This is a genomic window from Cupriavidus sp. 96C5-1, from assembly GCF_057798855.1.
Window position 1 is genome coordinate 1 of record NZ_JBYOJU010000074.1, and the last position, 24,698, is coordinate 24,698.

Annotated in this window: 22 protein-coding genes and 2 pseudogenes; 10 read left to right on the top strand and 14 right to left on the bottom strand. The window is 61.1% G+C overall.

Annotated features, from left to right (window positions below):
• From AC3FOF_RS42315 to metC, 9 genes are all read right to left on the bottom strand, one after another.
• On the bottom strand, positions 1 to 749 hold a 749-nt coding region (locus AC3FOF_RS42315; RefSeq protein ID WP_488725674.1), incomplete at its 3' end, for an NAD(P)(+) transhydrogenase (Re/Si-specific) subunit beta.
• A gap of 2 nt (positions 750 to 751) precedes the next feature.
• Positions 752 to 1,084, bottom strand: coding sequence for an NAD(P) transhydrogenase subunit alpha part 2 (locus AC3FOF_RS42320; protein WP_488725478.1), 333 nt, complete (start codon positions 1,082 to 1,084; stop codon positions 752 to 754).
• 20 nt (positions 1,085 to 1,104) lie between these two features.
• Positions 1,105 to 2,223, bottom strand: a complete 1,119-nt coding sequence (locus tag AC3FOF_RS42325) for a Re/Si-specific NAD(P)(+) transhydrogenase subunit alpha (RefSeq protein WP_488730071.1) — start codon at positions 2,221 to 2,223, stop codon at positions 1,105 to 1,107.
• Positions 2,224 to 2,400: 177 nt separating this feature from the next.
• The gene (locus AC3FOF_RS42330) at positions 2,401 to 3,456 is read right to left on the bottom strand and encodes a porin (RefSeq protein WP_488730072.1); all 1,056 of its coding nucleotides are present in this window, start codon (positions 3,454 to 3,456) and stop codon (positions 2,401 to 2,403) included.
• A 410-nt stretch (positions 3,457 to 3,866) separates the two neighbouring features.
• Positions 3,867 to 5,150: a D-amino acid dehydrogenase gene (locus AC3FOF_RS42335; RefSeq protein WP_488730073.1), complete on the bottom strand. Its 1,284-nt coding sequence runs from the start codon at positions 5,148 to 5,150 to the stop codon at positions 3,867 to 3,869.
• A gap of 24 nt (positions 5,151 to 5,174) precedes the next feature.
• The gene (locus AC3FOF_RS42340; protein ID WP_488730074.1) at positions 5,175 to 6,125 is read right to left on the bottom strand and encodes a Bug family tripartite tricarboxylate transporter substrate binding protein; all 951 of its coding nucleotides are present in this window, start codon (positions 6,123 to 6,125) and stop codon (positions 5,175 to 5,177) included.
• A 190-nt stretch (positions 6,126 to 6,315) separates the two neighbouring features.
• Positions 6,316 to 7,095, bottom strand: a complete 780-nt coding sequence (locus AC3FOF_RS42345; RefSeq protein ID WP_017224586.1) for an SDR family oxidoreductase — start codon at positions 7,093 to 7,095, stop codon at positions 6,316 to 6,318.
• A 19-nt stretch (positions 7,096 to 7,114) separates the two neighbouring features.
• Positions 7,115 to 8,050, bottom strand: coding sequence for a 4-hydroxy-tetrahydrodipicolinate synthase family protein (locus AC3FOF_RS42350; protein WP_488730075.1), 936 nt, complete (start codon positions 8,048 to 8,050; stop codon positions 7,115 to 7,117).
• Positions 8,051 to 8,123: 73 nt separating this feature from the next.
• Positions 8,124 to 9,350 (bottom strand): cystathionine beta-lyase, encoded by a 1,227-nt coding sequence (metC, locus tag AC3FOF_RS42355; RefSeq protein ID WP_488730088.1) that lies wholly within the window; start codon positions 9,348 to 9,350, stop codon positions 8,124 to 8,126.
• Between the two features lie 255 nt (positions 9,351 to 9,605).
• On the opposite strand from metC, the gene AC3FOF_RS42360 reads away from it, so the two are divergent.
• Both AC3FOF_RS42360 and AC3FOF_RS42365 read left to right on the top strand, forming a co-directional pair.
• Positions 9,606 to 11,915 (top strand): molybdopterin guanine dinucleotide-containing S/N-oxide reductase, encoded by a 2,310-nt coding sequence (locus AC3FOF_RS42360; protein ID WP_488730076.1) that lies wholly within the window; start codon positions 9,606 to 9,608, stop codon positions 11,913 to 11,915.
• A gap of 53 nt (positions 11,916 to 11,968) precedes the next feature.
• Positions 11,969 to 12,853: an MBL fold metallo-hydrolase gene (locus tag AC3FOF_RS42365; RefSeq protein WP_488730089.1), complete on the top strand. Its 885-nt coding sequence runs from the start codon at positions 11,969 to 11,971 to the stop codon at positions 12,851 to 12,853.
• Between the two features lie 97 nt (positions 12,854 to 12,950).
• Here the strand turns inward: AC3FOF_RS42365 and AC3FOF_RS42370 are convergent, their stop codons facing one another.
• From AC3FOF_RS42370 to AC3FOF_RS42390, 5 genes and pseudogenes are all read right to left on the bottom strand, one after another.
• Complete coding sequence (locus AC3FOF_RS42370) at positions 12,951 to 13,409, bottom strand: Lrp/AsnC family transcriptional regulator (protein WP_276264018.1); 459 nt, start codon at positions 13,407 to 13,409, stop codon at positions 12,951 to 12,953.
• 68 nt (positions 13,410 to 13,477) lie between these two features.
• Positions 13,478 to 14,053 carry a cysteine dioxygenase family protein gene (locus tag AC3FOF_RS42375; RefSeq protein WP_488730077.1) on the bottom strand — a complete coding sequence of 192 codons (576 nt, stop codon included), beginning with the start codon at positions 14,051 to 14,053 and terminating at the stop codon, positions 13,478 to 13,480.
• 198 nt (positions 14,054 to 14,251) lie between these two features.
• Positions 14,252 to 14,698: pseudogene (locus AC3FOF_RS42380) on the bottom strand (two-component sensor histidine kinase); the annotation flags it as partial.
• A 9-nt stretch (positions 14,699 to 14,707) separates the two neighbouring features.
• Positions 14,708 to 14,950: pseudogene (locus AC3FOF_RS42385) on the bottom strand (winged helix-turn-helix domain-containing protein); the annotation flags it as partial.
• 138 nt (positions 14,951 to 15,088) lie between these two features.
• Positions 15,089 to 16,420, bottom strand: coding sequence for an MFS transporter (locus AC3FOF_RS42390; RefSeq protein WP_276264016.1), 1,332 nt, complete (start codon positions 16,418 to 16,420; stop codon positions 15,089 to 15,091).
• Positions 16,421 to 16,684: 264 nt separating this feature from the next.
• On the opposite strand from AC3FOF_RS42390, the gene AC3FOF_RS42395 reads away from it, so the two are divergent.
• Genes AC3FOF_RS42395 through AC3FOF_RS42430 form a run of 8 tightly spaced genes read left to right on the top strand, consistent with a single transcriptional unit; the run spans position 16,685 to position 24,696 of the window.
• On the top strand, positions 16,685 to 18,004 hold the full coding sequence (locus AC3FOF_RS42395) for a Rieske 2Fe-2S domain-containing protein (RefSeq protein WP_488730078.1): 1,320 nt from the start codon (positions 16,685 to 16,687) through the stop codon (positions 18,002 to 18,004).
• Between the two features lie 21 nt (positions 18,005 to 18,025).
• Positions 18,026 to 18,985, top strand: a complete 960-nt coding sequence (locus AC3FOF_RS42400) for a PDR/VanB family oxidoreductase (RefSeq protein WP_488730079.1) — start codon at positions 18,026 to 18,028, stop codon at positions 18,983 to 18,985.
• Positions 18,986 to 19,027: 42 nt separating this feature from the next.
• Positions 19,028 to 19,750, top strand: a complete 723-nt coding sequence (locus AC3FOF_RS42405) for a FadR/GntR family transcriptional regulator (protein WP_035806502.1) — start codon at positions 19,028 to 19,030, stop codon at positions 19,748 to 19,750.
• A gap of 45 nt (positions 19,751 to 19,795) precedes the next feature.
• Positions 19,796 to 20,095, top strand: a complete 300-nt coding sequence (locus tag AC3FOF_RS42410; RefSeq protein ID WP_488730080.1) for a tripartite tricarboxylate transporter substrate-binding protein — start codon at positions 19,796 to 19,798, stop codon at positions 20,093 to 20,095.
• Complete coding sequence (locus AC3FOF_RS42415; protein WP_488730081.1) at positions 20,089 to 21,378, top strand: CaiB/BaiF CoA transferase family protein; 1,290 nt, start codon at positions 20,089 to 20,091, stop codon at positions 21,376 to 21,378. Before AC3FOF_RS42410 ends, AC3FOF_RS42415 begins: the two co-directional genes overlap by 7 nt.
• Positions 21,375 to 22,556: a thiolase C-terminal domain-containing protein gene (locus AC3FOF_RS42420; protein ID WP_488730082.1), complete on the top strand. Its 1,182-nt coding sequence runs from the start codon at positions 21,375 to 21,377 to the stop codon at positions 22,554 to 22,556. Before AC3FOF_RS42415 ends, AC3FOF_RS42420 begins: the two co-directional genes overlap by 4 nt.
• On the top strand, positions 22,553 to 23,011 hold the full coding sequence (locus tag AC3FOF_RS42425; protein WP_488730083.1) for a Zn-ribbon domain-containing OB-fold protein: 459 nt from the start codon (positions 22,553 to 22,555) through the stop codon (positions 23,009 to 23,011). The genes AC3FOF_RS42420 and AC3FOF_RS42425 overlap by 4 nt, the downstream gene beginning before the upstream one ends.
• A gap of 11 nt (positions 23,012 to 23,022) precedes the next feature.
• Positions 23,023 to 24,696 (top strand): FAD-dependent oxidoreductase, encoded by a 1,674-nt coding sequence (locus AC3FOF_RS42430; RefSeq protein WP_488730084.1) that lies wholly within the window; start codon positions 23,023 to 23,025, stop codon positions 24,694 to 24,696.
• Positions 24,697 to 24,698: the final 2 nt, after the last annotated feature.

The following is a 24,698-nucleotide window of genomic DNA, read 5'->3' on the forward strand; positions in this document are numbered from 1 at the left end:
GCCGCCGCCCAGCCCGAGTACGAGTTGAGCATCGACACCACCACCGGCATGTCCGCGCCGCCGATCGGGATGATGATCAGCACCCCCAGCACGAAGGCGATCGCCAGCATCAGCAGGAAGGGCAGCCAGGCCTGCGACAGGCAGAAGATGGCGCCGAAGCCAATCATGGCCACCGCCAGCAGCAGGTTCAGCATGTGCTGGCCGGCGAAGGACACCGGTGCGCCCTGGAACAGGCGGAACTTGTACTTGCCCGACAGCTTGCCGAAGGCGATCACCGAACCGGAGAAGGTGATGGCGCCGACGAAGCAGCCGATGAACAGTTCGATGCGGTTGCCCAGCGGGATATCGTGCGAGCCCGGCGGCGTGATGCTGAAGGCCGACGGCTCGGCCACCACGGCGACCGCGATGCAGACCGCGGCCATACCGATCAGCGAGTGCATGGCGGCCACCAGTTCGGGCATCTTGGTCATCTCGACCCGTTTCGCCACGACGGCGCCGATACCGCCGCCGACCACCAGCGCGCCGAAGATCAGCGCCATGCCTTCGGCCACCGACGACTGGCCGGCGCCGATGGCCAGGAACTCGTTCTTGAGCTTGGCGATCAGCACCAGCGTGGTGACGGCGGCGATGGCCATGCCGATCATGCCGAAGGCGTTGCCGCGCCGTGCGGAGCTGGGGTGCGACAGGCCCTTGAGCGCCTGGATGAAGCAGACCGAGGCCAGCAGGTAGAGCAGGGTGACGAGGTTCATGCTCACTTGGCGCCCTCCTCATGGCCCTTGCCGGCCTTGGCCTTGGGTTCCTTCTTCTTGAACATCTCCAGCATGCGCTGGGTCACCAGGAAGCCGCCGAACACGTTGACCGCGGCGAGCGCCACCGCCAGCGTGCCCATGGTGCGGCCCACCGCGCCCTCGGTCAGGCCGGCCGCCAGCATGGCGCCGACGATGATGATGGCCGAGATCGCATTGGTCACGGCCATCAGCGGGGTGTGCAGGGCGGGCGTTACCGTCCAGACCACGTGGTAGCCCACGTAGATCGCTAGCACGAAGATGATCAGGTTGATCACCGTGTGGTTCACCAGTTCCATGAACGTCTCCTTAAATGCGCTTAGCTGGCCAGCGCCAACTCGTCTTGTCCGGTCATCAGGCAGGCCGCGACGATGTCGTCGTCCTTGCTGAGCACGAAGTGGCCATCCTTGTCGATGACCAGCCTCAGGAAGTCCAGCACGTTGCGGGCATAAAGCGCCGAGGCATCGGCCGCCACCATGCTGGCCAGGTTGGTATGGCCGATGATGATGACGCCGTGGCGCTCGACCACTTCATCGGCCACCGTCAGCGGGCAATTGCCGCCCTGCGCGGCGGCCAGGTCGACCACCACCGAGCCCGGCTTCATCTGCTGCACGGTCGCTTCCTGCAGCAGCGTGGGGGCCTTGCGGCCGGGGATCAGCGCGGTGGTGATGACGATGTCGGCCTGGGTCGCGCGCTGGTGCACCAGCTCGGCCTGGCGCTTCATCCAGTCCGGCGGCATCGGGCGCGCGTAGCCACCCACGCCCTGCGCGATCTCGCGCTCTTCGTCGGTCAGGAACGGCACATCGAGGAACTTGCCGCCCAGCGATTCGATCTGCTCCTTGACGGCGGGGCGCACATCGGAAGCCTCGATCACGGCGCCCAGGCGCTTGGCCGTGGCGATGGCCTGCAGGCCCGCCACGCCGGCGCCGAGGATCAGCACGCGCGCGGCCTTGACGGTGCCCGCGGCGGTCATCAGCATCGGCATGAAGCGCTGGTAATGGTGCGCCGCCACCAGCACGGCCTTGTAGCCGGCGATGTTGGCCTGCGACGACAGCACGTCCATGCTCTGCGCGCGCGTGGTGCGGGGCGCGGCCTCCAGGGCAAAGGCGGTGATGCTCGCGGCGGACATGCGCGCGTTGTTCTCGGCGTCGAAGGGGTTGAGCATACCCACCAGCACGGCGCCCGGCTTCATCTGCGCCAGCTCGGCCGGCTCAGGCGCGCGCACCTTGAGCACCAGTTGCGCGCCGAGGGCGTCGGCGGCGCTGCCGATGGTGGCGCCAACTGCCTCATACGCGCTGTCCGGCTGGCTGGCGCGCACGCCGGCGCCAGCCTGGACCACCACCTTGTGGCCCTGGGCGACGTACTTCTTGACGGTTTCCGGGGTGGCGGCGACGCGAGTCTCGCCGGCCCGCGTCTCCTGCGGGATGCCGATGTACATCTATTTCTCCTCTACTTTTCAACTGCCTCGATGCGCGCACGGCCCGTACCCTTGGAATGGGCGCTCTCAATTGCCTCGCCTCAGGCAATGCATCGCGACTGACATGGGTTTTGCTCGGTTCTGCTGCCAACCGGGCACGGCGGCGATGCGCAGCTCACCCGCCGTGCCCTCCGATACCTAGAAGATGTGCTTGATTCCGGCTGCGACGCCGGTCTGTCCAACACCCTGCGCAGTCTTGGTCGCACTTGCCACGCCTAGCGTTGAGCGCCCCTTGTTGTCCATGTAGGAAGCGTTGAGGTAGACTTCCGTGAGTTTCGACAGGTTGTAGGCAAGCTGCAGCGTGTAGCTGATGGCATCGTCATCTGAGGCGCGCACATCCGTACGGTATATTCCGGCGCGTAGCGTCAGCGCGGGCTTCATCGCGTAGGCCCCCCCCAACCAATAGAGATTGGAGCGGATTGCGGGATTGACAAGTCCGCTTTGCAGGAAGCGATAGCCGGCCATTGCGGTGAAGGGGCCGCTGGTGTAAATAAGTCCTGCAGCATAGCGACGTTCCACGTTTCCGGCACTGGCTACCGATGTGCCACGGCGCTGGTCATAGACGAAAGCCATTCCGAGCTTGCCGGCCGTATAGGACGCTCCCGCCCCGATTTCCTGACCGACGCGCGGTACACCCGGGACTTCGCTGCCTCCGGAAATGGTTGACTCGTATCCAGCGCTATAGAGCCCGCTGATCGTCAGGTTGCCGAAATCTCCGGTGTACTTGATCGCATTGTCAGCCCGGCCTGCGAATTGCGCATCGTGGGCAAGCACGGAGTAGGGTGCATAGCGGTTCGTGTCAAAGGGAATAAAGAAGTCGAACAAGGTATTGTTCTGACGCCCAAGAGTCACCTGGCCCCAAGGACCCGCGATACCGACGAAAGCTCGCCGGCCGAACAGGCGGCCGCCGAGTCCAACCATGCCGGTATCCGCGAAGAAGCCGCTCTCGAGAACGAAGATTGCGCTCACGCCTCCACCCAAATCCTCACTGCCGCGCAGCCCCCACCGTGAAGCGGCCGCATTTCCGGATGTGACGCGGTATGCCGAGCCGGAGCCGTCCACGCCGGCATGGCTGACATATTCGATGCCGGCATCCATGACACCATACAGCGTGACGCTGGACTGTGCCTCTGCCGCACCAGTGAGCAGACTGCCCATCGCTGCCGCAACCAAGTACTTCCCATCTGTTTTCATCGTTCTCCTCTCGTTTTTTTAATCCGAGCCCCCACGTTCCCGACTTCCTGCGGATCGAAGTACGGATGCCGCGGAGCACCCGCATGTGAGCGCCTTCGGTGCCCGTGGCATCGGATACAGGTCGAATGCGCGCAGATCGGCGCTCGTTTGCGGGGTGTTACGTTCGCTCGGGAAAGTGCCAGCGAAGGTCAAGTCGCGCCAGTGCTTGTGTAACGCACGTTCCGCCGTCTGCTTCCCCATGAGTGCAACCATGGATGGAGCCGGCTTGAACGCTGCTGCCGTTGCCATGGGCGGCCTTGACGGGCCTTGAGCCGGCGGCAACGCATGCGTTGACTGCGCTTTGTCAGAAGACATCCCCGATATGAAGGATCCAGCCACGGACAGGAAATGCTCAGCCTGGGCAAACCGGTTCAAGCCCAAGTCTTCATACCGAAGCGCTCGGCTGTTAGTCCGTCCATGTCGATCGCCGGCGGTCTGCCCGATACCGCGTCGGCAACCAGGCGGCCGGTCCCGCAGGCCTGCGTCCAGCCATTTGATCCGTGGCCTGCATTCAGGTACAGGCCCTTCAATGGTGTCGCGCCAAGGATCGGCGGCCCATCTGGCGTCATCGGACGGAGTCCGGCCCACGGCGAGGCAGCGGAAAAGTCGAGTCCTCGCGGAAAGAGCCGCCGTGTCAGCTTTGACAGCAACTCTGCACGAGCGGGATGAAGCGTCAGATCGTATCCGACGAGCTCGGCCATCCCCGCAACACGCAACTTGTCTCCAAGACGGGTAAGCATGATCTTGTGGTGCTCGTCCATGATCGCCATGCGGGGAGCCGCCTCTGCATCCGTGATCGGGATCGTGATCGAGTACCCCTTCAGGGGATACACGGGAATCCGCAAGCCCACCGTCGAGAGGAGCGCAGACGCCTGGCAGCCCAGGGCTACTACGCAAGCATCAGCCTCCCACTGCTCTCTTTTCCCGCCATTCGTGACTTCAATTCCGGTAAGGCGGCCGCCGACTTGAACGAGCCGTGTTGCGGAAACGCCGTAGTGAAATGAGACACCGTGACTGGCGATGTAGCCGGCAAGACCGATGCAGAACCTGGAACTGTCCCCCGACGCATCCCCTGGAAGATAGAGCGCGCCTTTCCATGTCGAGTCTCCCGCCTGTAGAGAGGGTTCGAGCGAAACGGCTTCGTCCCGGCCCATCATGCGCCATGGCACATGGAACGAATCCAGCGTCTTGGAGGCCAGCTGTGCCAACTCGAGCTCCTGGTCGGTCTCGAGCAATTGCAGCGTGCCACTGCTGTGATAGTCGAATGAGAGGCCTGGCACCTGGTCGATCAGTTCCTGCATGCAGCGCATGCTGTAGTGCGCTACGCGCTGCATGCGCGCTTTGTTGATGCGAAAGCGCGCCGCCTTGCATTCGTCGAGCCACTTTGCCACCCAGAGCAAGCGCTCGACATCCGGCCGGACGGAGAAGCGGACCGGCGCATGCCTTTGCAGAGCCATGCGCAATACCTTTCCCGGCATCCCGGGGGCCGCCCAGGGGCCGGCAAAGCCGGGACAAAGACCGCCGGCGTTGCCAAAGCTGCTTCCTTGCCCCGGACCAGCTTCCCGGTCCAGCACTGTCACCTCATGGCCGTCGCGCCACAGATGATAGGCGACGGATACGCCGGCAACGCCGGCACCAAGCACTAGGACGCGCATATCTCCTGCCTTCGTTCCAATGATTCAATCGGCGGTGATGTGCGCCCGATCGATGATCGTGCGATATCGCTTGGTTTCGCTGTCGATATACTTCTCGAAGTCGCTGCCATTCTTGTAAGCGCTCTCGAATCCCAGTCCGGTCAGGCGAGTCTTGAGGTCTGGCGCTGCCATGATCCTCGCGGATACCGTATCAAGCGTCTTCCGAATCTCGTTGGGCAGCTTCGCCGGTGCCCACAGGCCGTACCACGAATAGAATTCGAAGTCCTTGTATCCCGCCTCCTGCATGGTCGGGACATCGGGCAGCAATGGGCTGCGCGTGCGCCCTGTGACCGCAATTGCACGAAGCTTGCCGGCCTTGACACTTGGCAGTGACGAAAGCATCGGATCCATCATCGCCTGGGCTTGCCCCCCCATCAGGTCGGCCAGTGCGGGCCCGCCGCCCTTGTACAAGGCAATGGGTACCTGCAGATCCGCGATGCCGCTGTCATACATATACTGAGACAACGCCAGGTGACCGGCCGAACCGTTGCCGCTCGTGGCAAAGTTGTACTGTTTTGGATTCCCCTTGACCGCGCTCGCGAGCTCCCGCGCAGACTTTGCCGGCACTTGCGGATTCACGCTGAAGATCAGAGCCCCTTGCGCCAGCATGCTGACAGCCGTGAAATCCTTGACCGCGTCGAACTTGATCGTTTTCCGATAGAGCATCGGATTGATGTTGTGGATCGACGCGTTGATGTAGAGCGTATAGCCGTCCGGCGCCGAGCGCGCAACGATGCCGGCCCCGACCAGGCCGGAAGCACCCGGCCGGTTGTCGACAATGACCGATTGCTTTAGCTCTTCACCGAGCTTCATCGCAAAAACGCGCGCCAGGCCGTCTACCGAGCCGCCAGGTGCATGCGGCACGACGATGGTGATTGGACGGGACGGATAGGGGTGGTCGGCGTTGGACTGTGCTCTGGCCACGCCCAATGCCATAAAGGTCGCCAGGAGTGTGACGCCTATGCGCACACCGAGGACGTGGCGTGCGCGGGTCAAGCGAGAATGGTGTAGTCGCATACCTGAATCAGCTTGTTTGAAGATCAAGGGAGGCAGGTCACCACTTTCTTCAAAGTGGGGACCTGCGGAGAGCCGCGCTGCAACGGATGGGCTTCGACGAAGCCTCGTGTCAGAAGGTGCCGGGGTAGGCGGCGCCGTCAATCAGGATGCTCTGGCCACAGATATAGCTCGCCTGTTCTGAGCAGATGAAGGCACAGAGCGCACCAAGCTCTTCTGGGCGACCGTAGCGGCCAGCCGGGTTGTTAGTTCCGCGTTCGCGCCAGAGCTGCTCGAAGGTCTTGCCTGTCGATTCCAGCATACCTTCGATGTGATGGCGCTGTGCATCGGTCGCGAACACGCCCGGGAGCAGGTTGTTGATCGTGACGTTGTGGCCCACCGTCTGGCGCGCGAGGCCCGCGACAAAACCGACGAGGCCGGAACGCGCGCCGTTGGACAAGCCCAGTTCCAGCTGCGGCGTCTTCACGCTGCGCGAGACAATATTGACGATGCGGCCGAAGCGGCGTTCTATCATTCCGTCGACCACGCGCCGAATCATATCGATCGGCCCAAGCATCATGGAATCGATGGCAGCATGCCAGTCCGCCGGTGTCCACTGACGAAAATCCCCCGGAGGCGCACCGTCCGCGTTGTTGATCAGGATGTCCGGAGCAGGGCACGCCGCAAGCGCAGCTTCTCGTCCATCGTCCTTGGTGATGTCCGCCACCACGTAGCTGACGACGCCGCCAGTCGCACGAGCGATTTCCTCCGATGCCGCGGCCAGTGTGCTCTCGGTGCGCGCGGCAATGACGACATGTACCCCTTCCGAGGCTAACTGATGCGCGCAAGCGCGCCCCATGCCCTTGCTCCCGCCGAAGACGAGAGCATGGCGCCCAGCGATGCTTAGATCCATTGGCTTCTCCCGTTGCGGTTCAAGCTGCCTTGAGCATGGGCGAGGACCAGCCGTACTTCTGATCGAGCTCGAGTTCCTTGATGATCCGAAGGCCATTGAGGAGCGGCGCCCCTTCCAGGCCGGTGAGGGGCTTGCGCAGGTCGCCAGCAGGCAGCCCGACCGCTTTCATCAGCGACTTGATGGCAACCGGGTTGATTGCCGAGTAGGCGTAATGCAGCAATTGCAGGTTTCGCAGGTATGCGCTGCGGAAGCTGACGGAGACGTCCGCCGATGTCCAGGGCCGGGAAATCAGCGCCAGCTCTGCAGGTGCAATATTGCCTGTCATGTTTGCCGTGCCGTGGCCGCCCAGGCTCATCGTCGGGACGACTAGTCCCAGGTTGGGCGAGTCGCAGCACATCACGGAGACATCCGGCGCACCGCGCAGCACCTGTGCCACTTGTCCCACGCGCGTGGTTGATTCTTTGTGGACGACATAGTTGGGATGCTTGAAGATGCGCAGCAGGCTGTCCCAATGCAGATCGGTCTTTACCCGAGGCGGGTTATTGTAGATGCCGAGCGGCAGGTCAGTCGCGTCGGCGACGTCGAGAAAGTAGCGCTCGATGTCGGCCTCCGATGCGCAGATGTAAGAAGGCGCTGCCAGAATGGCACCATCCGCGCCGTTGGCTTTGGCAAAGGAGAGATAGTCCTTGGTTGCCTCGGTGTTGTTACCGGTGCAGCCATAGAACAGCTTCATCTTCCCGGTCTTCATCTTTGCGGTCTCGCCAATGATGGCCTGGCGCTCTGCTTGCGAAAGCATTGAGACTTCACCGGTGGACCCCATAATCAGCACCGCTGCAGTGCCATTGTCCTCCTGGAACTTCAGCAACTCACGAAAGGCACCGAAGTCGGTGCTGCCGTCCTTGTTGAAGGGGGTGATGAGGGCGACAAAGGACCCTTCAATCTTCATCTTGCTCATGTCATGTCTCCGTTGTTAAGTCAGATAGGTGTAATTGCAGCTAGGAATCAAACTGACGAAGCAATTCTGTTCTTCAGGTCGAGCAGGCCTGGTCAGCGCAGGCTTCTTTATTTTGTGCTCGGGATTCACGCGCAGAGAGCGCCAGCAGGCCTCGCTGGAGATCGTCGATGAGATCCTGCGGATCTTCGAGGCCCACGTGCAGACGCACGGCCTGCCCTTGGTAGGGCCAGCGAGCGCCGGTACATCCCTTGCCTGGCGTGAAAGGGATCACCAGGCTTTCATAGCCGCCCCAGGAAACACCCACGCCGAAATGCTCAAGGGCGTCCACGAAGGCTTCGAGCGAAGCTTTTGAACTCGCTCGCAGCACCACCGAGAAGAGGCCGCATGCACCGGTGAAATCACGCTTCCAGAGCGCGTGTCCCGGATGGGAGGGCAGGGCGGGATGCAAAACCGCTTCGACCTGCGGCTGCCGCTCCAACCATTGGGCGACACGCAGCCCGGATTCCCAGTGACGCTGCAGCCTGACCTCCAGCGTACGCAAACCGCGCAGTGCCAGATAAATGTCATCCGGGCCGGCGGTCTGCCCCATGTCCTGGGTAGTCTGTTTGACCTGCGCCCAGGTGTCTCGATTGCAGGTGACCACGCCGAGCATCGCATCGGAATGACCCACGATGTACTTCGTGGCGGCCTGGATCGATACGTCGACCCCGTGCGCGAAGGGCTTGTAGTAAAGCGGCGTCCCCCAGGTGTTATCCATGACCACATAAGCACCGTGCTTATGTGCCGCAGCGGAGATGGCGGGAATGTCCTGGATGTCGAACGTCTCGGACCCGGGCGATTCGACATATACGACACGTGTGTTGGGCCGCAATGACTCTTGGATCGACTTGCCGCCAACGGGATCGTAGGTCTCGACCTCGACACCGAAACGCGTCATCACTCGCTCCAGAAAGGCGCGCGTTGGCGAGTAGGCGCTGTCGGTCACAAGGATGTGGTCACCTGCGGACAGTAGTGCAGTTAGCGCAGTACTGATCGCGGCAAGGCCGGACGGAAAGACGAGTGATCGATATCCGCCCTCGAGAGCGGCAATGGCTTCTTCCAGCGCATGGGTCGTGGGTGTGCCATAGCGGCCATAGGTAGTTGCCCCCGGTTCTTCCGCGGCGCGAGCGCGTTTCATCTCTTCCCATTCGGCCATCGACCCCGCGAGGATGGTCGATGCCCTGAAGATCGGGGTGTTGACGACGCCGCCGAAGCGCTCTGGGTGGCGGCCGGCACTTACTAACTTGGTGCTTTCCTTCATCGGATCTCCATGGCTGTACTGTGCGGCCTTCATGTTTGTGATTGCCGCTGGAATTTCGATCAGCATAGGGAAACCGCCAGAGCAAATTAATTTCTTTTTGGGGGTACATCAGTCCAAAAAAAGAAAAATTTTTCCTTTCCTGCGAACACAATCGTGAGTGTTTGAGTTATTCGATATAAACGCCTGCAATCCAGCCGAGGAGATCAAAATGACAACGGCGCTTCCCTTTGACCACACCCGCATCTATTTCCTACCGTGACCACTACCCGATTTCCGACCCTTTCGCACTGGGGCGCATACACGGCGGTAGTAGAGAACGGGAAGCTCGTTGAGTGTGAGCCGTTTCCGTACGACAGCGCCCCTTCACCCATCCTTCGGTCGATGCCGGGGATGGTGCATTCTGAATTGCGCATCCAGCGACCGGCAGTACGGCGCGGATGGCTCCGCGACCGAGAGCGGGCAAACCGCAGCCGGCAGGGTACAGATGACTTCGTCGAGGTGGACTGGGACACTGCCCTGGACCTTGTGGCAGGCGAGTTGGCACGGGTGCGCGCCACCCATGGCCCTGCATCGATCTTCGGCGGCTCGTATGGCTGGTCATCTGCAGGCCGCTTGCATCATGCCCGCACGCTGACGCATCGCTTTCTGTTCGCCAGTGGCGGATGCACTACGCAGGCCGGCAACTATAGCTGGGGCGCCGCCCAATTCCTGCTGCCACACGTGATCGGTACCTACGCGCCGGTAACCGGAAGGGTGACCGATTGGCGTAGCATCCTTGAGCACACGCAGCTGTTCATCGCCTTTGGCGGCATTCCGCTGCGCAACACACAGATCACCTCCGGAGGAGCGGGCCTGCATAGCTCGCACCAGTGGATCGAGCGCGCAAAAGGTTCCGGTGTGCGCTTCGTCGTCGTCAGCCCTACTCGAGCAGATATGCCCGACGGCTTGAAGGCCCGGTGGGTGCCGATCCGGCCGAACACCGATACCGCGCTGATGCTGGGCATGGCGCATACGCTGCTTTCGCGCGGCCTGCATGACGCGCGGTTTGTCTCCCGCTATTGCGAGGGCTTCGACGCTTTCGCGGCCTATCTGCTGGGCCGCGAAGACGGTCAGGCCAAGGACGCCCAATGGGCGGAATCGATCTGCGCCGTTCCTGCCCAGACAATCGTCGACCTGGCCACCGAGGCCGCCAGCCATCGCGCGCTGATGAACTGCACCTGGTCGTTGCAGAGGGCTCACCATGGCGAGCAACCCTACTGGGCCTGCATCGCACTGGCGGCCATGCTTGGTCAGATCGGCCTTCCGGGGGGTGGTTTCGCGTTCGGACATGGCTCCATCAACGGCGCCGGAACACCTCGGCCCGAGGTTGCAGCACCGGAGATGAGTGCCGGCACCAATCCTGCGAACAGCTCGATCCCCGTGGCGCGAATATCGGATATGCTGCTGAGTCCAGGGGATCGCTACGATTTCAATGGCCGCGAAGGTATATATCCGGATATCCGCATGGTCTATTGGGCGGGTGGCAATCCTTTCCACCACCATCAGGACCTGAACCGGCTGGCACGTGCATGGCAGGTGCCGGAGACCATCGTGGTGCATGACAGTTGGTGGACTCCCACCGCACGACGTGCAGACATTGTCCTGCCGGCCACGACGACGTTGGAACGCAATGACATTGGCGGCTCGTCAAGGGACCGTTACGTGCTGGCGATGCACCAGGCGCTGCCGCCCCAGTTCAGCAGCCGCAACGATTTTGACATCTACCGTGATCTGGCGCTGCGCGCCGGTTGCGAGCCCGCGTTCAGCGGAGGCCGTGACGAGTTCGGGTGGATCCGCCACATCTACGACAGCATGGCGGCGCACTGGGTCGATGCGGGCTTCGACGCGCCGCCGTTTGAACAGTTCTGGGAGCAGGGGTACACCGAACTTCCGGAGCCGAGCGCGCCCTTCGTGCTGCTCTCGGATTTCCGTGCCGATCCGCAGACGCATCCCCTGAAGACACCCAGCGGCAAGATTGAGCTCTACTCCCACCGCGTTGGAGAGTTCGGTTATGAGGACTGCCCACCGCACCCTGCCTGGCTCCCGCCTGCTGAATGGCTTGGTGGTGCGGCTGCCCGGCATTGGCCTTTGCACCTCATTACATCCCAGCCGCCGGACAAGCTGCACTCCCAATTGGACGCCGGCAGCCACTCCATGGCCATGAAGGTCCGGGGCCGGCAGGCGATCCACATGCATCCGCTGGATGCTGCCGAACGCGGCATTATGGAGAACGATATTGTGCGTGTGTTCAATGAGCGCGGCGCATGTCTGGCCGGTGCATGCCTGGATGATGCGCTGATGCGCGGTGTCGTGGTGATGGCTACCGGCGCCTGGTTCGATGCGAGCGACAGTCTGCTCGAACGCCATGGCAATCCCAACGTTCTGACGATGGACCGTGGTACCTCCAGTCTGGCGCAGGCATCCAGCGCCCTTTCCGCGCTGGTCGAGATCGCGCCATGGTCGGAGGGTGAGCCGCCGGAAGTTCAGGCCTTTAAACTGCCGGTGGTGTGCCCGATAGCGAAATGAGCCGAAAAGACCATTCCTGGCCTGACTTTGAGGGACCGCTTGAGGAAGCGAAGATGTGCTCGAACTCCGCACTTCAGGTCGAAGGCTTCTTCGATCCCGATACTCGGACCATCAGCTACATGGTGCTGGACGCATCGAGCCGCCAATGCGCGATCATCGACAGCGTGCTGGGCTACGATCCGGGGACCGGCCGCACTTCGACCGTCAGCGCCGACAGGCTCGTGGCCCGCGTGCGCGAACTCGACGTACGGGTGCAATGGATTCTGGAGACCCATGTGCATGCCGATCACCTCTCGGCTGCCCCTTATCTGCAGCGCACGCTCGGCGGAACGCTGGCCATCGGCCGCCACATCACCGCCGTGCAGCGCGTCTTCGGAGCCTTATTCAACACGGGCGGCAGCTTTGCCCGGGATGGCACGCAGTTCGACTGTCTGCTGGAAGATGGCGAGACCTTCGTGATCGGTGGCCTGCAGGTCCAGGCTCTCCATACACCTGGACATACTCCGGCCTGCATGACCTATGTCGTCAATGACGGGCGGAAAACGGCAGCCTTTGTCGGCGATACCTTGTTCATGCCGGACTACGGAACAGCGCGCTGCGATTTCCCTGGCGGCAATGCGCGAGCGCTTTTCCACTCCATCAAGAAGGTACTGAGCCTGCCGCCGGAGACTCGCCTGTACACGTGCCACGACTATCAGCCGGGAGGCCGTGAGCTACGCTTCATCAGTACGGTAGCCGAACAGCGCGAGCACAACATCCATCTGCGCAACGGCATCGATGAGGCTACCTTCGTTGCCATGCGCCAGGCTCGCGACGCGGGCTTGGCCATGCCGGCACTGATGCTGCCTTCTGTGCAGATAAACATGCGCGCCGGCCGATTTCCGCCCGCGGAGGACAACGGCGTCCGCTACGTCAAAGTTCCGCTGAATGCGATCTGATACTACAGGCAGCGGTTCAGTGCATCCGAGGTACATGAAGCCGGGTGCGGATGAATAGCGGCTGGCTGCACGTCGGTCGGGGATGACGGGCACCTGACTACGCGTAGTCCAACGGTAGCGCCGTGGTGTACTTGATCTGTTCCATCGCAAAGCTGGAGCTGACGTCGGCCAGCTCCGCCCCTTGGATCAGCTTCTTGTAGACTCGATCGTAGGCGGCGATATCCGGCACTACCACACGCAACAGGTAGTCGGTGTCCCCTGCCATGCGGTAAAGCTCGGTCACCTCCGGGATCGATGCCATTAACCCATGAAACTGGCTGATCCATTTCAGGTTGTGCTGGCTGGTGCGCACCGAGACAAAGACCGTGACGCCGGCATTCAGCTTGTCCGCGTCCAGCAACGCAACGCGCTTGAGGATCAGGCCGGCCTCTTCCAGTTTCTGGATGCGGCGCCAGCACGGCGTCGAGGTCAGGCCGACGCGCTCCCCGATTTCGGCCACGGGGACGGTGGCGTCTTCCTGCAGGATGGCAAGGATTTGTTTGTCGTAGCGGTCCATGTCCATTAGGGGGGCTATGTCAGGATCGAGCGGTTACCCGCGCACGGTAGAGCTAGCGCCAGTGCGTGCTAAGCGTCCGCTGTCTGTACCACGAGGTTTACGCCGGTGGCAATGTGGTCGCGATGCACGCCGTAGAGGTGCAAGGAGAGCGCGATGTCGTCGCTGGCATTGCCTAGCGCATGGATATGCTGTAGGCCATGGGGTGCGCTCACGGTGCTGCCGGTTTCTCGCACGACTGTGTTGGTTAATTTCGCTCGCTGGCTGGCGGGGTCCCATTGGTAGTGCTGCTCGCGCAGCGTGCCACGCAGCACCCGGTAGGCGCACCAGGTCCGGTGGCCATGAATCGGACTCGACTGGCCCGGTCGCCAGACCAATACCATCGCCGAGAAGCGGCCCAGTGGATCGACATGGACAAGGTGGCGAGCATAGGTGTCCGGTTTGCCAAGCAGCGCGCCCGGCGGCAGCGTAGCAAGCAGCGCGTCTGTGTCTTGCAGATGGGCCGCGATGTGGCTGGCTACCATCCGCGCGCAGTCGGCGAAGCTGGCCTCGATGTCGAGCGCCAGCTGGTCGAGCGGTGTGACGGACAGGGAGAGAAAAGGTGAAACTGCGGAACGTGCGGAAATCGGTGGCGATCCGGTTGGCATGGCAGGCTCCTTGGCGTCGACAGATGTATCCATGATATGAATGTGCCAGGAGCACAGGCGTGCGAACCGCGGTTTCGTTTCACCAGAAATTGCAAGTTCATTCCTATACAAGTTTAAATGGAGGAATAATATGCTCAAGCCCGCCGGCAATGAGGAATGCTTGGTATCGGGTCTCTGCGGACGTGGCGGTTTTTTTTAAAGGACTAGGACCTTGGCAACGGCAAGTGCCGCCTCGACCTGTGCCCGCTTGCGCGTGGCGAGCGGCTCGGCGATGGTCAGGGAGACTGTCCCCCGCAGCCCCGGTTCGGTGTGAATCCTGTGCGATGTCGTGGATGCGGAACCCGGGGCCACGCCGGGCGGAAAGACGGCCGCATCGGCATCGTGCGATTGCAGCAGCAGCTTGCCCTGGTCGTCACGGACCACGTAGGTCAGCAACTCGTCGAGCGCAAGTACGGCTGCGATGCGGCTACTGCTGCCAGCATCGCCCTCCGCATCGCGCCCGAGGATGTGCATGATGGCCAGCGGCAGCAGGCGCTGGGCCGTCTGCTGCAGCGCGCTGTCCGACACGCGATCGACTTCGCGGCGCAGCACGTAGAACGAAGCCGCCGCCGTTGCACAGGACAGCACGACCAAGCCTGCCACCAGCGCCCATAGTCAGTCCCGCCTGAACCGGTAGCCGAGCCCGCACGGGGTCTCGAAGACGGCATCGGCGCCGAGCTTCTCACGTAACCGGCTCATATGGACCTCGATGGCATTGCTTCCAATCTCTTCACTGAAGGAATAGAGGCGCTCTTCGAGCCGCGCCTTCGACACAATCATCCCTGGATGCTGGATCAGCGCTTCGAGCAACGCCCATTCACTGGCTGTCAGATCAATACGGGCATCGCCGCGTATCACGCCAAGGTGCTGTTCTCGACTCCCCAATCGGCTATTCCGAGCGGAGTTTCAGTGTTGACGCACCGAAGCGCAGTTCAGTCCCAACCATCATGCCGGCCCTTCTTCAAACACCTTGCATAGTTGTGGCAAGCCGGCGGTTTATCCTTTCACCAGGCGGTTGCCTGCAACACCAACGCACAACGACGAAAAGAGCATAAGCACCGCGACGATTGCCATGCCCATTGGCAGGCTATGAAAGAGGCCTTGTACCCTACCGATGTACATTGGCGCAAGCCAACCGCCGAACAAGGCCCCAAAGGAGCTGATCAAGGCGATGGCAGCGGGCCTGACCTTTGCGGACAGGTATGTCTGAGGGATGGACCAGAAAATTGCCAGGGACGAGTAAACGCCGATGTTCGCCAGCATGAATCCGACGAGAGCGGTTGCTGCGCCGCGAGAAGCTGCCACCATGCCGAAGCCGGCCGCTGCCAAAAGCATGCAGGCGACTGCGTGCCACACACGCTCTTTCATCTTGTCGGAACGGCGAGACAAGTACGTCATACCCACAACACCTGCAAGCGGTGGTACTGCGGAGACAAAGCCGATAACCGAGAGATTGACGCCGTGCCCGTGCATGATTTGTGGCAGCCATATGCCGAGCGTGGCGTTGCCGCAAAAGATTCCGATGTAACCGATAGCCAGAATCCAAAGAACCGGACGACGCAGTAACTGCCCAAGCTTCGCGGACTTTTCATGGTGGACAGTTGTCTCGCGGTCGATTTGGGCCTGCAGCCATTCGCGTTCGGATGGGCTCAACCATTTCGCCTGATGAGGCCTGTCGGTCAAGTAGAAGATACCAATCACGCCGAGTAGCACCGCCGGCAGCCCCTCAAGTATGAACAGCCACTTCCACCCCGGCACTCCGAGGGCACCGTCGAGCTGCAGAATGGCTCCGGACACGAGCGACGCCAGGATGTATGCCGACGGAACCGCGTATGTGAAAGCGGCGTTGTAACGGGCGCGGTAACTCTGCGGAATCCAGTAGCTGAGAAACAGAAAGACGCCGGGAGTGAGTCCCGCTTCTGCCATGCCGAGCAGGCCGCGGACGAGGTAGAAGCTATGTGGGCCTGTCACGAATGCCATCGACATGGTGACCACGCCAAACAGCATCGCGATACGCGTCAACGTGATGCGCGCCCCGAATCGGGCGAGAGCCAGATTGCTGGGTACTTCAAACAGGGAGTATCCGAGGAACAGGATGCCCACGCCGATTCCGTACATCTGCGGAGTAAGGCCAAGGTCCTTGTTCATTGAGAACGATGCAAATCCCAAATTGCCGCGGTCCAGCACCGAAACGACGTACAGCGCAATTACGTACCACATCAGGCGCCGACCGACCTTCCTGACAATGGCGTCGCCTGAGGCTTTATCGGCACTTTCACTGCTTGTGGCCTCGAGTGAGGGGCGCATGGGGGCTGAGGACGCTTCCATTTTGTCTCCGAATCTGTGTGGTGGGACCACTTTGGTAGGTGCACTATAGAAAAGTTGTCGTAACGAGCGATATTCGGGCAATCCCTAAGGTCAGTTTGACGTGCGTTTTATGGCCGGCAGCTTCGCAATGTGACGAGTGCCTGCGCAGATGAAACCCCGGCACCATGCAGTTGGCTGGGAGATCAGGGTTAGTACTGATTTATTGATACCCCTACGGCTCTACAATTGGCCCTACCAGATTGGACTACCAAAAAAGGACCTCACATGCTTTCTCGCGAAGACAACGAACTGCTGGTGCGCGTCGGCCAGGGGACGGCCATGGGCACGCTGATGCGGCTGTACTGGATTCCCTTTCTCAAGTCTTCTGAGGTAACGCCTGGTGGCCAACCTTACCGTGTGCGGCTGCTCGGTGAGGACCTGGTCGCATTCCGGGACAGCAGCGGGAAAGTAGGTTTGGTGGACCACGCATGCCCCCACCGCGGAGCACCGATGGTGTTCGCTCGTAACGAGGACGAAGGCTTGCGTTGCGTCTATCACGGCTGGAAGTTCGAAGTGAGCGGACAGTGCAAAGAGATGCCTTGCGAGCCGGCAGACAGCCCGATGTGCAAGCGCATGAAAATCAAGGCTTACCCTGTCAAGGAGCGCAATGGCGTCCTGTGGGCTTACATGGGCGCCGACGCCGAGAATGCCCCGGAGCTTCCAGAAGTGGAATGGAACATGGTGCCTGAGGAGCAAGTCGCAATTTCCATGCGCGTACAGGAGTGCAACTGGCTGCAGGCGCTCGAAGGCGAGATTGATTCCGCGCATGCCGCCATCCTCCACGGCCGTGTCGGAGAGGGTGGCGTGATCAATCAATGGCGCCAGGCGCAGGATTTGAGCCCAACGTTCGAGTGCGTGCAGCACGATGCCGGCGTCAGCATCGGAGCCCGACGTAAGACCCCGGATGGTGCCAACTATGTGCGCGTCAATCAGTTCCTCATGCCCTTCTGGACGCTGGTACCCCCGCAATCCCAGTTTCCCGAACTGAGCGGCCATGCGTGGGTTCCTATCGATGACGAGCACACGCTATGCCTGATGTTCTCGTACCACCCAGCCAAGCCGTTCTATGAGAAGACGCGCAAGCTTTTCAAGGAAGGGCACAACGGGCGCGAGACGGGACATCATTCAGAAGTCGCATTTGAGAAGCGTCCGGTCACTGAGCCGTATCACACGTACTGGAGCCGCTACAACCGCAGCAACGCTTACCAATTCGACTATCAGCTCCAGATGGACAAGTACAACTCCGGCATGCCGGGCCTGTGGATTCAGGATGCAGCTTGCCAGTCGGGCGTGACGCCGATTTTCGACCGTAGCAAAGAACACCTCGGCACTAGCGACACCGGAGTAGCCCGGACTCGACGTGTGCTGCTTGAGGCAGTAAAGAAACTGGCTGCTTCCGGCGAACGCCCTCTCTCAAGCAACGTGCCGGGCGCTTTCCGTTGGCGGGCAGTATCGCTGACGATTCCCCTTGGCGGAGACTGGATGAAGCTGGGCGAAGACGTCATGCGCGCAGAGCCGGGCAAGGACTTTGGCTACACCCCCTGACGCGTAGTACTGGATATGAGCATGAACACCTCGCTGATTGAAATTCGCTTGAAGCGAATCACCTTCGAAGCAGAGAGAATCTCTTCGTTTGACTTTGTTTCCGCTGACGACAGGTCCCTGCCAGGCTTCCACCCTGGCGCGCACATCGACCTGCATCTCCAGCCGGGTATGGTCCGCAGCTATTCCCTCGCAAATGCAGCAGCGGCGGACCCTGCGTATTACCGTGTTGCAGTTCAGCGCGAACCCGACGGCCGAGGTGGCTCACGTTGGGCCCATGACAAGCTTCGCGTCGGCGACACGTTGTGGGCCACGGCACCCCAAAACGATTTCCCTCTCGACGAATGTGCCTCAAGCGCCATATTTTTCGTCGGCGGAATTGGCATCACGCCCGTGCTGCCAATGATTCGCAGGCTCGACGCGATTGGGCGCGAGTGGAGACTGATGTACGCCAGTCGTTCTCATAAGGAGACCGCATTCACCGAGGAGCTTCGGCGAATCGACGCAGGACGTGGGCGCGTCTGCCACTTCCATGACTCCGAACCGGGTCAGCGGCTGGATATCAGCGCCACTGTGGCCACGCTTGCTCAAACCACGCACGTGTATTGCTGCGGCCCCACACGGATGATTGACGACTTCCTGGCAGCTACCCAAGCAAGGAACCCCGCCACGGTTCACTATGAACGCTTCTCTGCCACGCAACAGGCGGCCATGGAAGGCGGTTTCGACGTGGTTCTTCACAAGAGTGGCTCGAGGTTACGCGTCGAACCCGGGAAGACCATCCTCGACGTGCTGTTGGATAATGACGTGACAGTGCCCTATTCCTGCTGCAACGGCGTGTGCGGGAGCTGCCGAACTGGAATTATCGACGGCCAGGCAGACCACCGAGACGACTTTCTCAGCGACGAGGAGAAGCAAGCCAACCAGTCCATCATGGTTTGCTGCTCCGGCGCCCGCTCCAAGACGCTGGTGCTCGACCTTTGATGGCAGGCTACAGGGCTCAGAACGGACAATGGAAACCACATCATGACCAACGTACAAGAAGCCACCGCTGAATCCCGACCTAGCGCCGGCTCGAATGTTATCGCCGGCATCCTGGCATATCTACAGGACCGGCGTCTGCAGCCAGGAGACCGCTTGCCTTCAGAGCGGGATTTGGCGGAGCGTCTTGGCGTGGGTCGAAATGCTGTACGTGAAGCGCTATCGACTCTTGTGACGTTGCGGGTGGTTGAGTCGCGGCCGAATTCCGGCATCTATCTGCGTCACATGTCACGCGAGAGCAGCTTCGAGGCCCTCGTGCTGCTGACCGACATCGGCGCAACGCCTACCCCCACTGAAGTCACTGAAACGATGGAAGTGCGGGCACATCTTGAGTTGCTCGCCGTTAGCTTGGCTTGCCAGCGCCGAACTGATGAGGACGTGGCCCGCATGGAAGCCATCCTTGCACGGACTGACGCAATTCTCGAAGCTGGCGGGAACATCGCGGAAATGGACACGGACTTCCATATCGCGGTGGTCGATGCAGCACACAACTCTGTGCTCGTTCGCACCCTCAATGCCTTCTATCGCTTCACCGCGCGCCGAAGAGCGGTTCTTTTCGAGGACCGGACGCAAGGTCTGGCGTCGGCGCGCGAACACCGCCAGATGCTCGAGCACATTCGAAATCGCGACATTTCGAAGGCAGAACGCCTAATCCTGCAGCATATGGACCGGGCGACAACTTACTGGTCCAGCTACCTGGAAACCTGACCCAAGCGGCCACCTGAGCCGCAGCCCCCAACCAGGAGACTTACCATGCGCACCCGGCCTTCGCACCTGCGTGCAATGCTCTCGTTCGCCCTTTTTCTGCTGGCCACGCTCGCTTTGGCCAAGGAATTCCCAGAAAAACCCATCCGGCTAGTTGTTCCCTACGCCGCCGGCGGCAGCACAGATCAACTCGCACGCATCATTCAGAAGCCAATGCGCGAGTACCTCGGCCAACCCGTCGTGGTCGAAAACAAGCCCGGGGCAGGCGGAGCGCGACGAAGTGGGTCAATGGAACCCAGTTCTTACGAAATTCGACATTCACCTCTGAGCCAAATCACGCCATGCTAGACAACCTCGAAGCCGACTTTCCGCCCCATGTTCCCCGCCCGGCAGGGGCACCGACCGCGTTGGAGGGCCTCCGCGTGGTGGACTTTACTCACTTCATTGCAGGTCCTTTCGCCACGATGATGCTGGCGGACATGGGAGCAGATGTCATCAAAATCGAAGCACCGGGCCGCGGCGATGATTTTCGCCAGTACCCACCGGTCCACACGGACCTTGGACAAGGCGCACCATTTCTGTGGTCCAACCGTAACAAGCGAAGCATCGCCATCGACTTGAAGACGCCTGAAGGGCTTAAGGTGGCGCGGGAGTTGATTGCCAGCGCAGACGTCGTCGTGGAGAACTTTTCGACCGGTGTCATGGAGCGATTCGGCCTTGACTATGCGAGCTGCAAAGTCGGCAATCCGCGCCTCGTCTATTGTTCGGTTTCCGCGTATGGCCGAAGCGGTGCATATGCCGACCGCCTTGGCTTCGACCCAATCGCACAGGCCGAAAGCGGCTTCGTTTCCATGAACGGCTATGCTGACCGTGAAGGCGTTCGAGCATTGTCGCCGGTGATGGACATCAGCACTGCCATGATGGCATGCAATGCCATCCTTGGAGCCTTGCTGTCGCGCGAGAAGTCTGGCAAGGGGCAAGCGGTCGAGATTGCTCTATTCGACAACGCAGTGCTGATGACTGGTTACGCCCCGATGCAACATCTGTTCAGTGGCGCTGACCCTCAACGGCACGGCAATACCAGCCCTGATACGTGTCCTTCCGGTGTGTTTAAAGCCAGGGACCGCTCCTTCTACATCAATTCCGGTAACAACGGCATCTTTCAGCGGCTGATGACTCAAGTCATCGGCCGGCCGGACTTGGCAACGGACCCGAACTATGCAACCGGTGATTTGCGCAGAGCACGCCGAGAAGAGCTGTTTGAGGTTCTTGAGCAGGCATTTGCCGAGCATCCCTGGAGCCATTGGCAGGGTCTCATGCGCGCCGCAGGTGTCCCAAGCGGTGAAGTACGTAGCGTGGGGGACGCCATTCGGTCACCAGAGGCGCGTGAAAGCCGAATCGTGAGCCGAATTCCCCATCCAAAGGTCGGCTGGGTTCCGAATATCTCCTTGCCCATCCGCTATAGCGATACGCCCATGGTCGACCCAACACCGGCCCCGGCAGTTGGGGAACACACACTTGAAGTCCTGCGAGCCGTGCTTGGCTACGACGACAGGAAAGTCGAAGAGCTTCGCTGCGCCGGCGCGTTGGGTAAAGACCATCGCGCACTGACGAAGGAATCTGCATCGTGACTCGCACGTTGAAGGGACAAGTTGCGGTAATCGGCATCGGCGAAAGCCAGTATTACCGCCACGGGAAGTCACCCGACAGCGAGTTCAAACTCGCACTACAGGCGATTCTCGCTGCTTGCAAGGATGCCGGAATCAGCCCGCGCGAAATTGACGGATTCTCGTCATTTAGCGATGACCGTAGCGACCCCTCTCGGCTGGCTGCGGCCCTCGGCATTCCCAGACTGCGTGCTACCACCATGCAATGGGGAGGTGGCGGTGGCGGCTGTTGCGGTGCCGTCGCCAATGGTGCCGCCTCGATACAAGCCGGCCTGGCGGACTGCGTCGTCGTATTTCGTTCTCTCGCCCAAGGCCAGTTTGGAAGATTCGGGCGAACCACAGGCATTGATACGATTTCAGGCGAAAAGGCGTACCTGATGCCTTATGGGGTCCTGACCCCACCTCAGCGCTTCGCCATGCGCGTGCGTCGGTTCATGCATGACCACGGCGTCCGACAAGAGGCGCTGCGAGCCATCGCCTTGGCCTCCTATCACCATGCGCAGTCGAATCCGCGGGCGGTCATGTACGGCAAGCCACTGGACGAAGAGAAGTACGACCAGTCTCGATGGATTGCGGAACCGTTTCACCTGTACGACTGCTGCATGGAGAACGACGGCGCAGCTGCACTGATTCTGGTTCCTGCTGAGCGTGCGAAGGATTTTCGCGGCAAGGCCGCGTACATCTTGGGCGCAGCCTCCGGGTCAGGCTACCGGACGGGCGCGATTCCGCATAACTCACCATTGTATGGCAGCGCGAGCTTCGACACCGTTGCGCCGGACCTCTTCCGAATGGCCGGCATCGGGCCGGCTGACGTCGGAGTCGTTCAGAGCTATGAGAACTTCACGGGCGGCGTGGTGATGGCGCTGGCCGAACACGGCTTCTTCAAACCTGAGGAAGCCAATGAGTTCCTGGCGCTCGAAAACCTGATTGCTCCATCGGGAAAGCTTCCGCTCAACACTAGCGGGGGCAACCTCGCCGAGTGCTACATGCACGGCTTCGAACTGGTGCTGGAGGCAGTTCGACAGATTCGTGGCACCTCATGCAACCAGGTGTCGCGTAATGACGTGGCGCTCGTAATCGGCGGCCCTATGGTCACCCCTGTTAGCAATCTATTGCTGGCATCGGAGGAGGCAACGCAATGACCCACGAAACCAGCGACATCGCGTACCTGCCTTCAGGCCTCCCCATTCCCGTCCCCGAGCCGGAGGGGCTTTCTGCCCCATTCTGGAATGGCTTGCGCGAAGGCCGTTTGCTAGTCCAACGCTGCCAGCATTGCGAGACTTGGCAATTCGGTCCAGAGTGGCTCTGCCACCAATGCCACCAATTCGACCCCGGCTGGCAAGAGGTGGCCCCACGAGGCCGCATCTATAGCTGGGAACGCGTATGGCACCCCTCGCACGACGCACTGAACGGGCATGGCCCGTACCTCGCGGTGCTTGTTGAACTGCCACACGCGGGGAATGTGCGCCTTGTGGGTAACCTTCTCGGAGACCCAATGCAAGACGTCGTGATTGGCTCCGAAGTCGTAGGCGTATTCGAGCATCACCTCGATGCCAGTCCGCCGTTCGCGTTGCTGCAATGGCGTCTCTCCTCGTAAGTTCGCAGAATATGCCTGAATACGATTTGGTGGTGTGTGGCGCTGGAGCGGGGGGCATGTCTGCAGCGCTCACCGCGGCCCATCATGGACTTAGCGTTCTGATTTGCGAGGCGACAGACCAAGTCGGTGGCACGACGTCGACGTCTGCGGGGACGCTCTGGCTCCCCGGCAACCGTCACGGTCAGAAAGCCGGTTACGACGATAGCATCGCAGCTGGCCAGCAATACCTGGACGCGTTGATTGGCCCTGACGACCATCTCGGTCGTCGACAGGCATTTTTCGAGAGTGCAGGCCCGGCCATCGAATTTCTTGAAGAACGATGCGAACTCGCTTTTGTGAGCGCTGGCCGACATCCTGACTATTTGGAGCTGCCAGGCGCCGCCGGGTGCGGCCGGGCGCTGTCTCCGGTCGAGTTCGACGGCCGTCGGCTGGGGGCAGATTTCGACAGAGTTCGCCCTCCGCTAAAAGACTTCCTAATCCTTGGCGGGATGATGGCGAACAAGTCCGACGTCCAGGCTTTGGTACAGCGCTACCGGTCATGGCCAGCATTTCGCCGAACACTTCAGCTTGTGTGCCGGTATGTTCGCGACCGCCTTTCGTACGCGCGGGGCACCCGGCTTGTCATGGGCAACGCACTGGTAGCCAGGATGCTCCTTGGCTTGCGCAAGGCAGGTGTTGAGATTCGCTTTGGCACCCGTCTGCTCAAGCTGGAAAAGACCGGGAATCGCGTCAGTTCCATTGCCGTCGAGTCGGCCGGACAATGCGAACACATCAGGGCTCGTATCGGCGTAGTGCTTGCTACGGGCGGCATTGGACACAACGCCGACCTTCGCCGGCAACTAGACCCGAACGCATTCGACTCACTAACGCCGCAAAGTGTGCGCGGGGACGCCCTGGTTGCGGCCCAGGAGGTAGGCGCGAAGTTCGAGCACCAAACGCGTGACTTCTTGTGGCAGCCGGTCTCCCGCGTCCCAGATGGGGCTGGCGGGTATCGGCTATTCCCCCATCTCTATCTTGACCGCGCAAAGCCCGGTCTCATCGCAGTGAACAGGGCGGGAAGGCGCTTCGTCAACGAAGGGGCTTCCTATCACCACTTTGTAGAGGGAATGCTGGGCGATGAGGAGGGCTCGGCCGGCAACCTACCGGCGCATCTCGTGTGCGACCACAAGTTTGTGGAGAAGTATGGCATTGGAATCGTTCCTCCTGGCACACGAAATCTGAGAGCGTTTGAGCGCTCGGGATACCTGGTTTCCGCCCCCACCATCTCAAAGCTGGCGGAGAAGCTCGGGGTTGACTCCGCGGGACTAGAGGCCAGCGTTATACGACAGAACGAAAGCGCAGAACAGGGCCGCGACCTCGAGTTCTGCAAGGGGGAAACTGCAGTGAGTCGGTTTAACGGGGACGACAAGGCGCGTCATCCTTGCTTGGGGCCGATTAAAGCACCGCCATTCTGCGCGGTACAGGTCTTTCCTGCCGACGCGGCAAGTTGTTCGGGTCTCAGGACGGACCAAGATGGTCGGGTGCTTACTGGAAACGACGCACCTCTTGAAGGGCTCTATGCCTGCGGCAATGACATGGCATCGGTCATGAGGGGCTCCTACCCAGGACCTGGCGCGACACTCGGACCTGCGATGGTCTTCGGGTATCGGGTTGGAATACATGCCTTTCGCACTGCCAAGCAATGATG

Bases quoted from the DNA above. Each gene is read 5' to 3' on its own strand.
- AC3FOF_RS42320 (WP_488725478.1), bottom strand. From the start codon at position 1,084: ATGGAACTGGTGAACCACACGGTGATCAACCTGATCATCTTCGTGCTA.
- AC3FOF_RS42325 (WP_488730071.1), bottom strand. From the start codon at position 2,223: ATGTACATCGGCATCCCGCAGGAGACGCGGGCCGGCGAGACTCGCGTC.
- AC3FOF_RS42330 (WP_488730072.1), bottom strand. From the start codon at position 3,456: ATGAAAACAGATGGGAAGTACTTGGTTGCGGCAGCGATGGGCAGTCTG.
- AC3FOF_RS42335 (WP_488730073.1), bottom strand. From the start codon at position 5,150: ATGCGCGTCCTAGTGCTTGGTGCCGGCGTTGCCGGCGTATCCGTCGCC.
- AC3FOF_RS42340 (WP_488730074.1), bottom strand. From the start codon at position 6,125: ATGGCATTGGGCGTGGCCAGAGCACAGTCCAACGCCGACCACCCCTAT.
- AC3FOF_RS42345 (WP_017224586.1), bottom strand. From the start codon at position 7,095: ATGGATCTAAGCATCGCTGGGCGCCATGCTCTCGTCTTCGGCGGGAGC.
- AC3FOF_RS42350 (WP_488730075.1), bottom strand. From the start codon at position 8,050: ATGAGCAAGATGAAGATTGAAGGGTCCTTTGTCGCCCTCATCACCCCC.
- metC (WP_488730088.1), bottom strand. From the start codon at position 9,350: ATGAAGGAAAGCACCAAGTTAGTAAGTGCCGGCCGCCACCCAGAGCGC.
- AC3FOF_RS42365 (WP_488730089.1), top strand. From the start codon at position 11,969: ATGTGCTCGAACTCCGCACTTCAGGTCGAAGGCTTCTTCGATCCCGAT.
- AC3FOF_RS42370 (WP_276264018.1), bottom strand. From the start codon at position 13,409: ATGGACCGCTACGACAAACAAATCCTTGCCATCCTGCAGGAAGACGCC.
- AC3FOF_RS42375 (WP_488730077.1), bottom strand. From the start codon at position 14,053: ATGCCAACCGGATCGCCACCGATTTCCGCACGTTCCGCAGTTTCACCT.
- AC3FOF_RS42390 (WP_276264016.1), bottom strand. From the start codon at position 16,420: ATGGAAGCGTCCTCAGCCCCCATGCGCCCCTCACTCGAGGCCACAAGC.
- AC3FOF_RS42395 (WP_488730078.1), top strand. From the start codon at position 16,685: ATGCTTTCTCGCGAAGACAACGAACTGCTGGTGCGCGTCGGCCAGGGG.
- AC3FOF_RS42400 (WP_488730079.1), top strand. From the start codon at position 18,026: ATGAACACCTCGCTGATTGAAATTCGCTTGAAGCGAATCACCTTCGAA.
- AC3FOF_RS42405 (WP_035806502.1), top strand. From the start codon at position 19,028: ATGACCAACGTACAAGAAGCCACCGCTGAATCCCGACCTAGCGCCGGC.
- AC3FOF_RS42410 (WP_488730080.1), top strand. From the start codon at position 19,796: ATGCGCACCCGGCCTTCGCACCTGCGTGCAATGCTCTCGTTCGCCCTT.
- AC3FOF_RS42415 (WP_488730081.1), top strand. From the start codon at position 20,089: ATGCTAGACAACCTCGAAGCCGACTTTCCGCCCCATGTTCCCCGCCCG.
- AC3FOF_RS42425 (WP_488730083.1), top strand. From the start codon at position 22,553: ATGACCCACGAAACCAGCGACATCGCGTACCTGCCTTCAGGCCTCCCC.
- AC3FOF_RS42430 (WP_488730084.1), top strand. From the start codon at position 23,023: ATGCCTGAATACGATTTGGTGGTGTGTGGCGCTGGAGCGGGGGGCATG.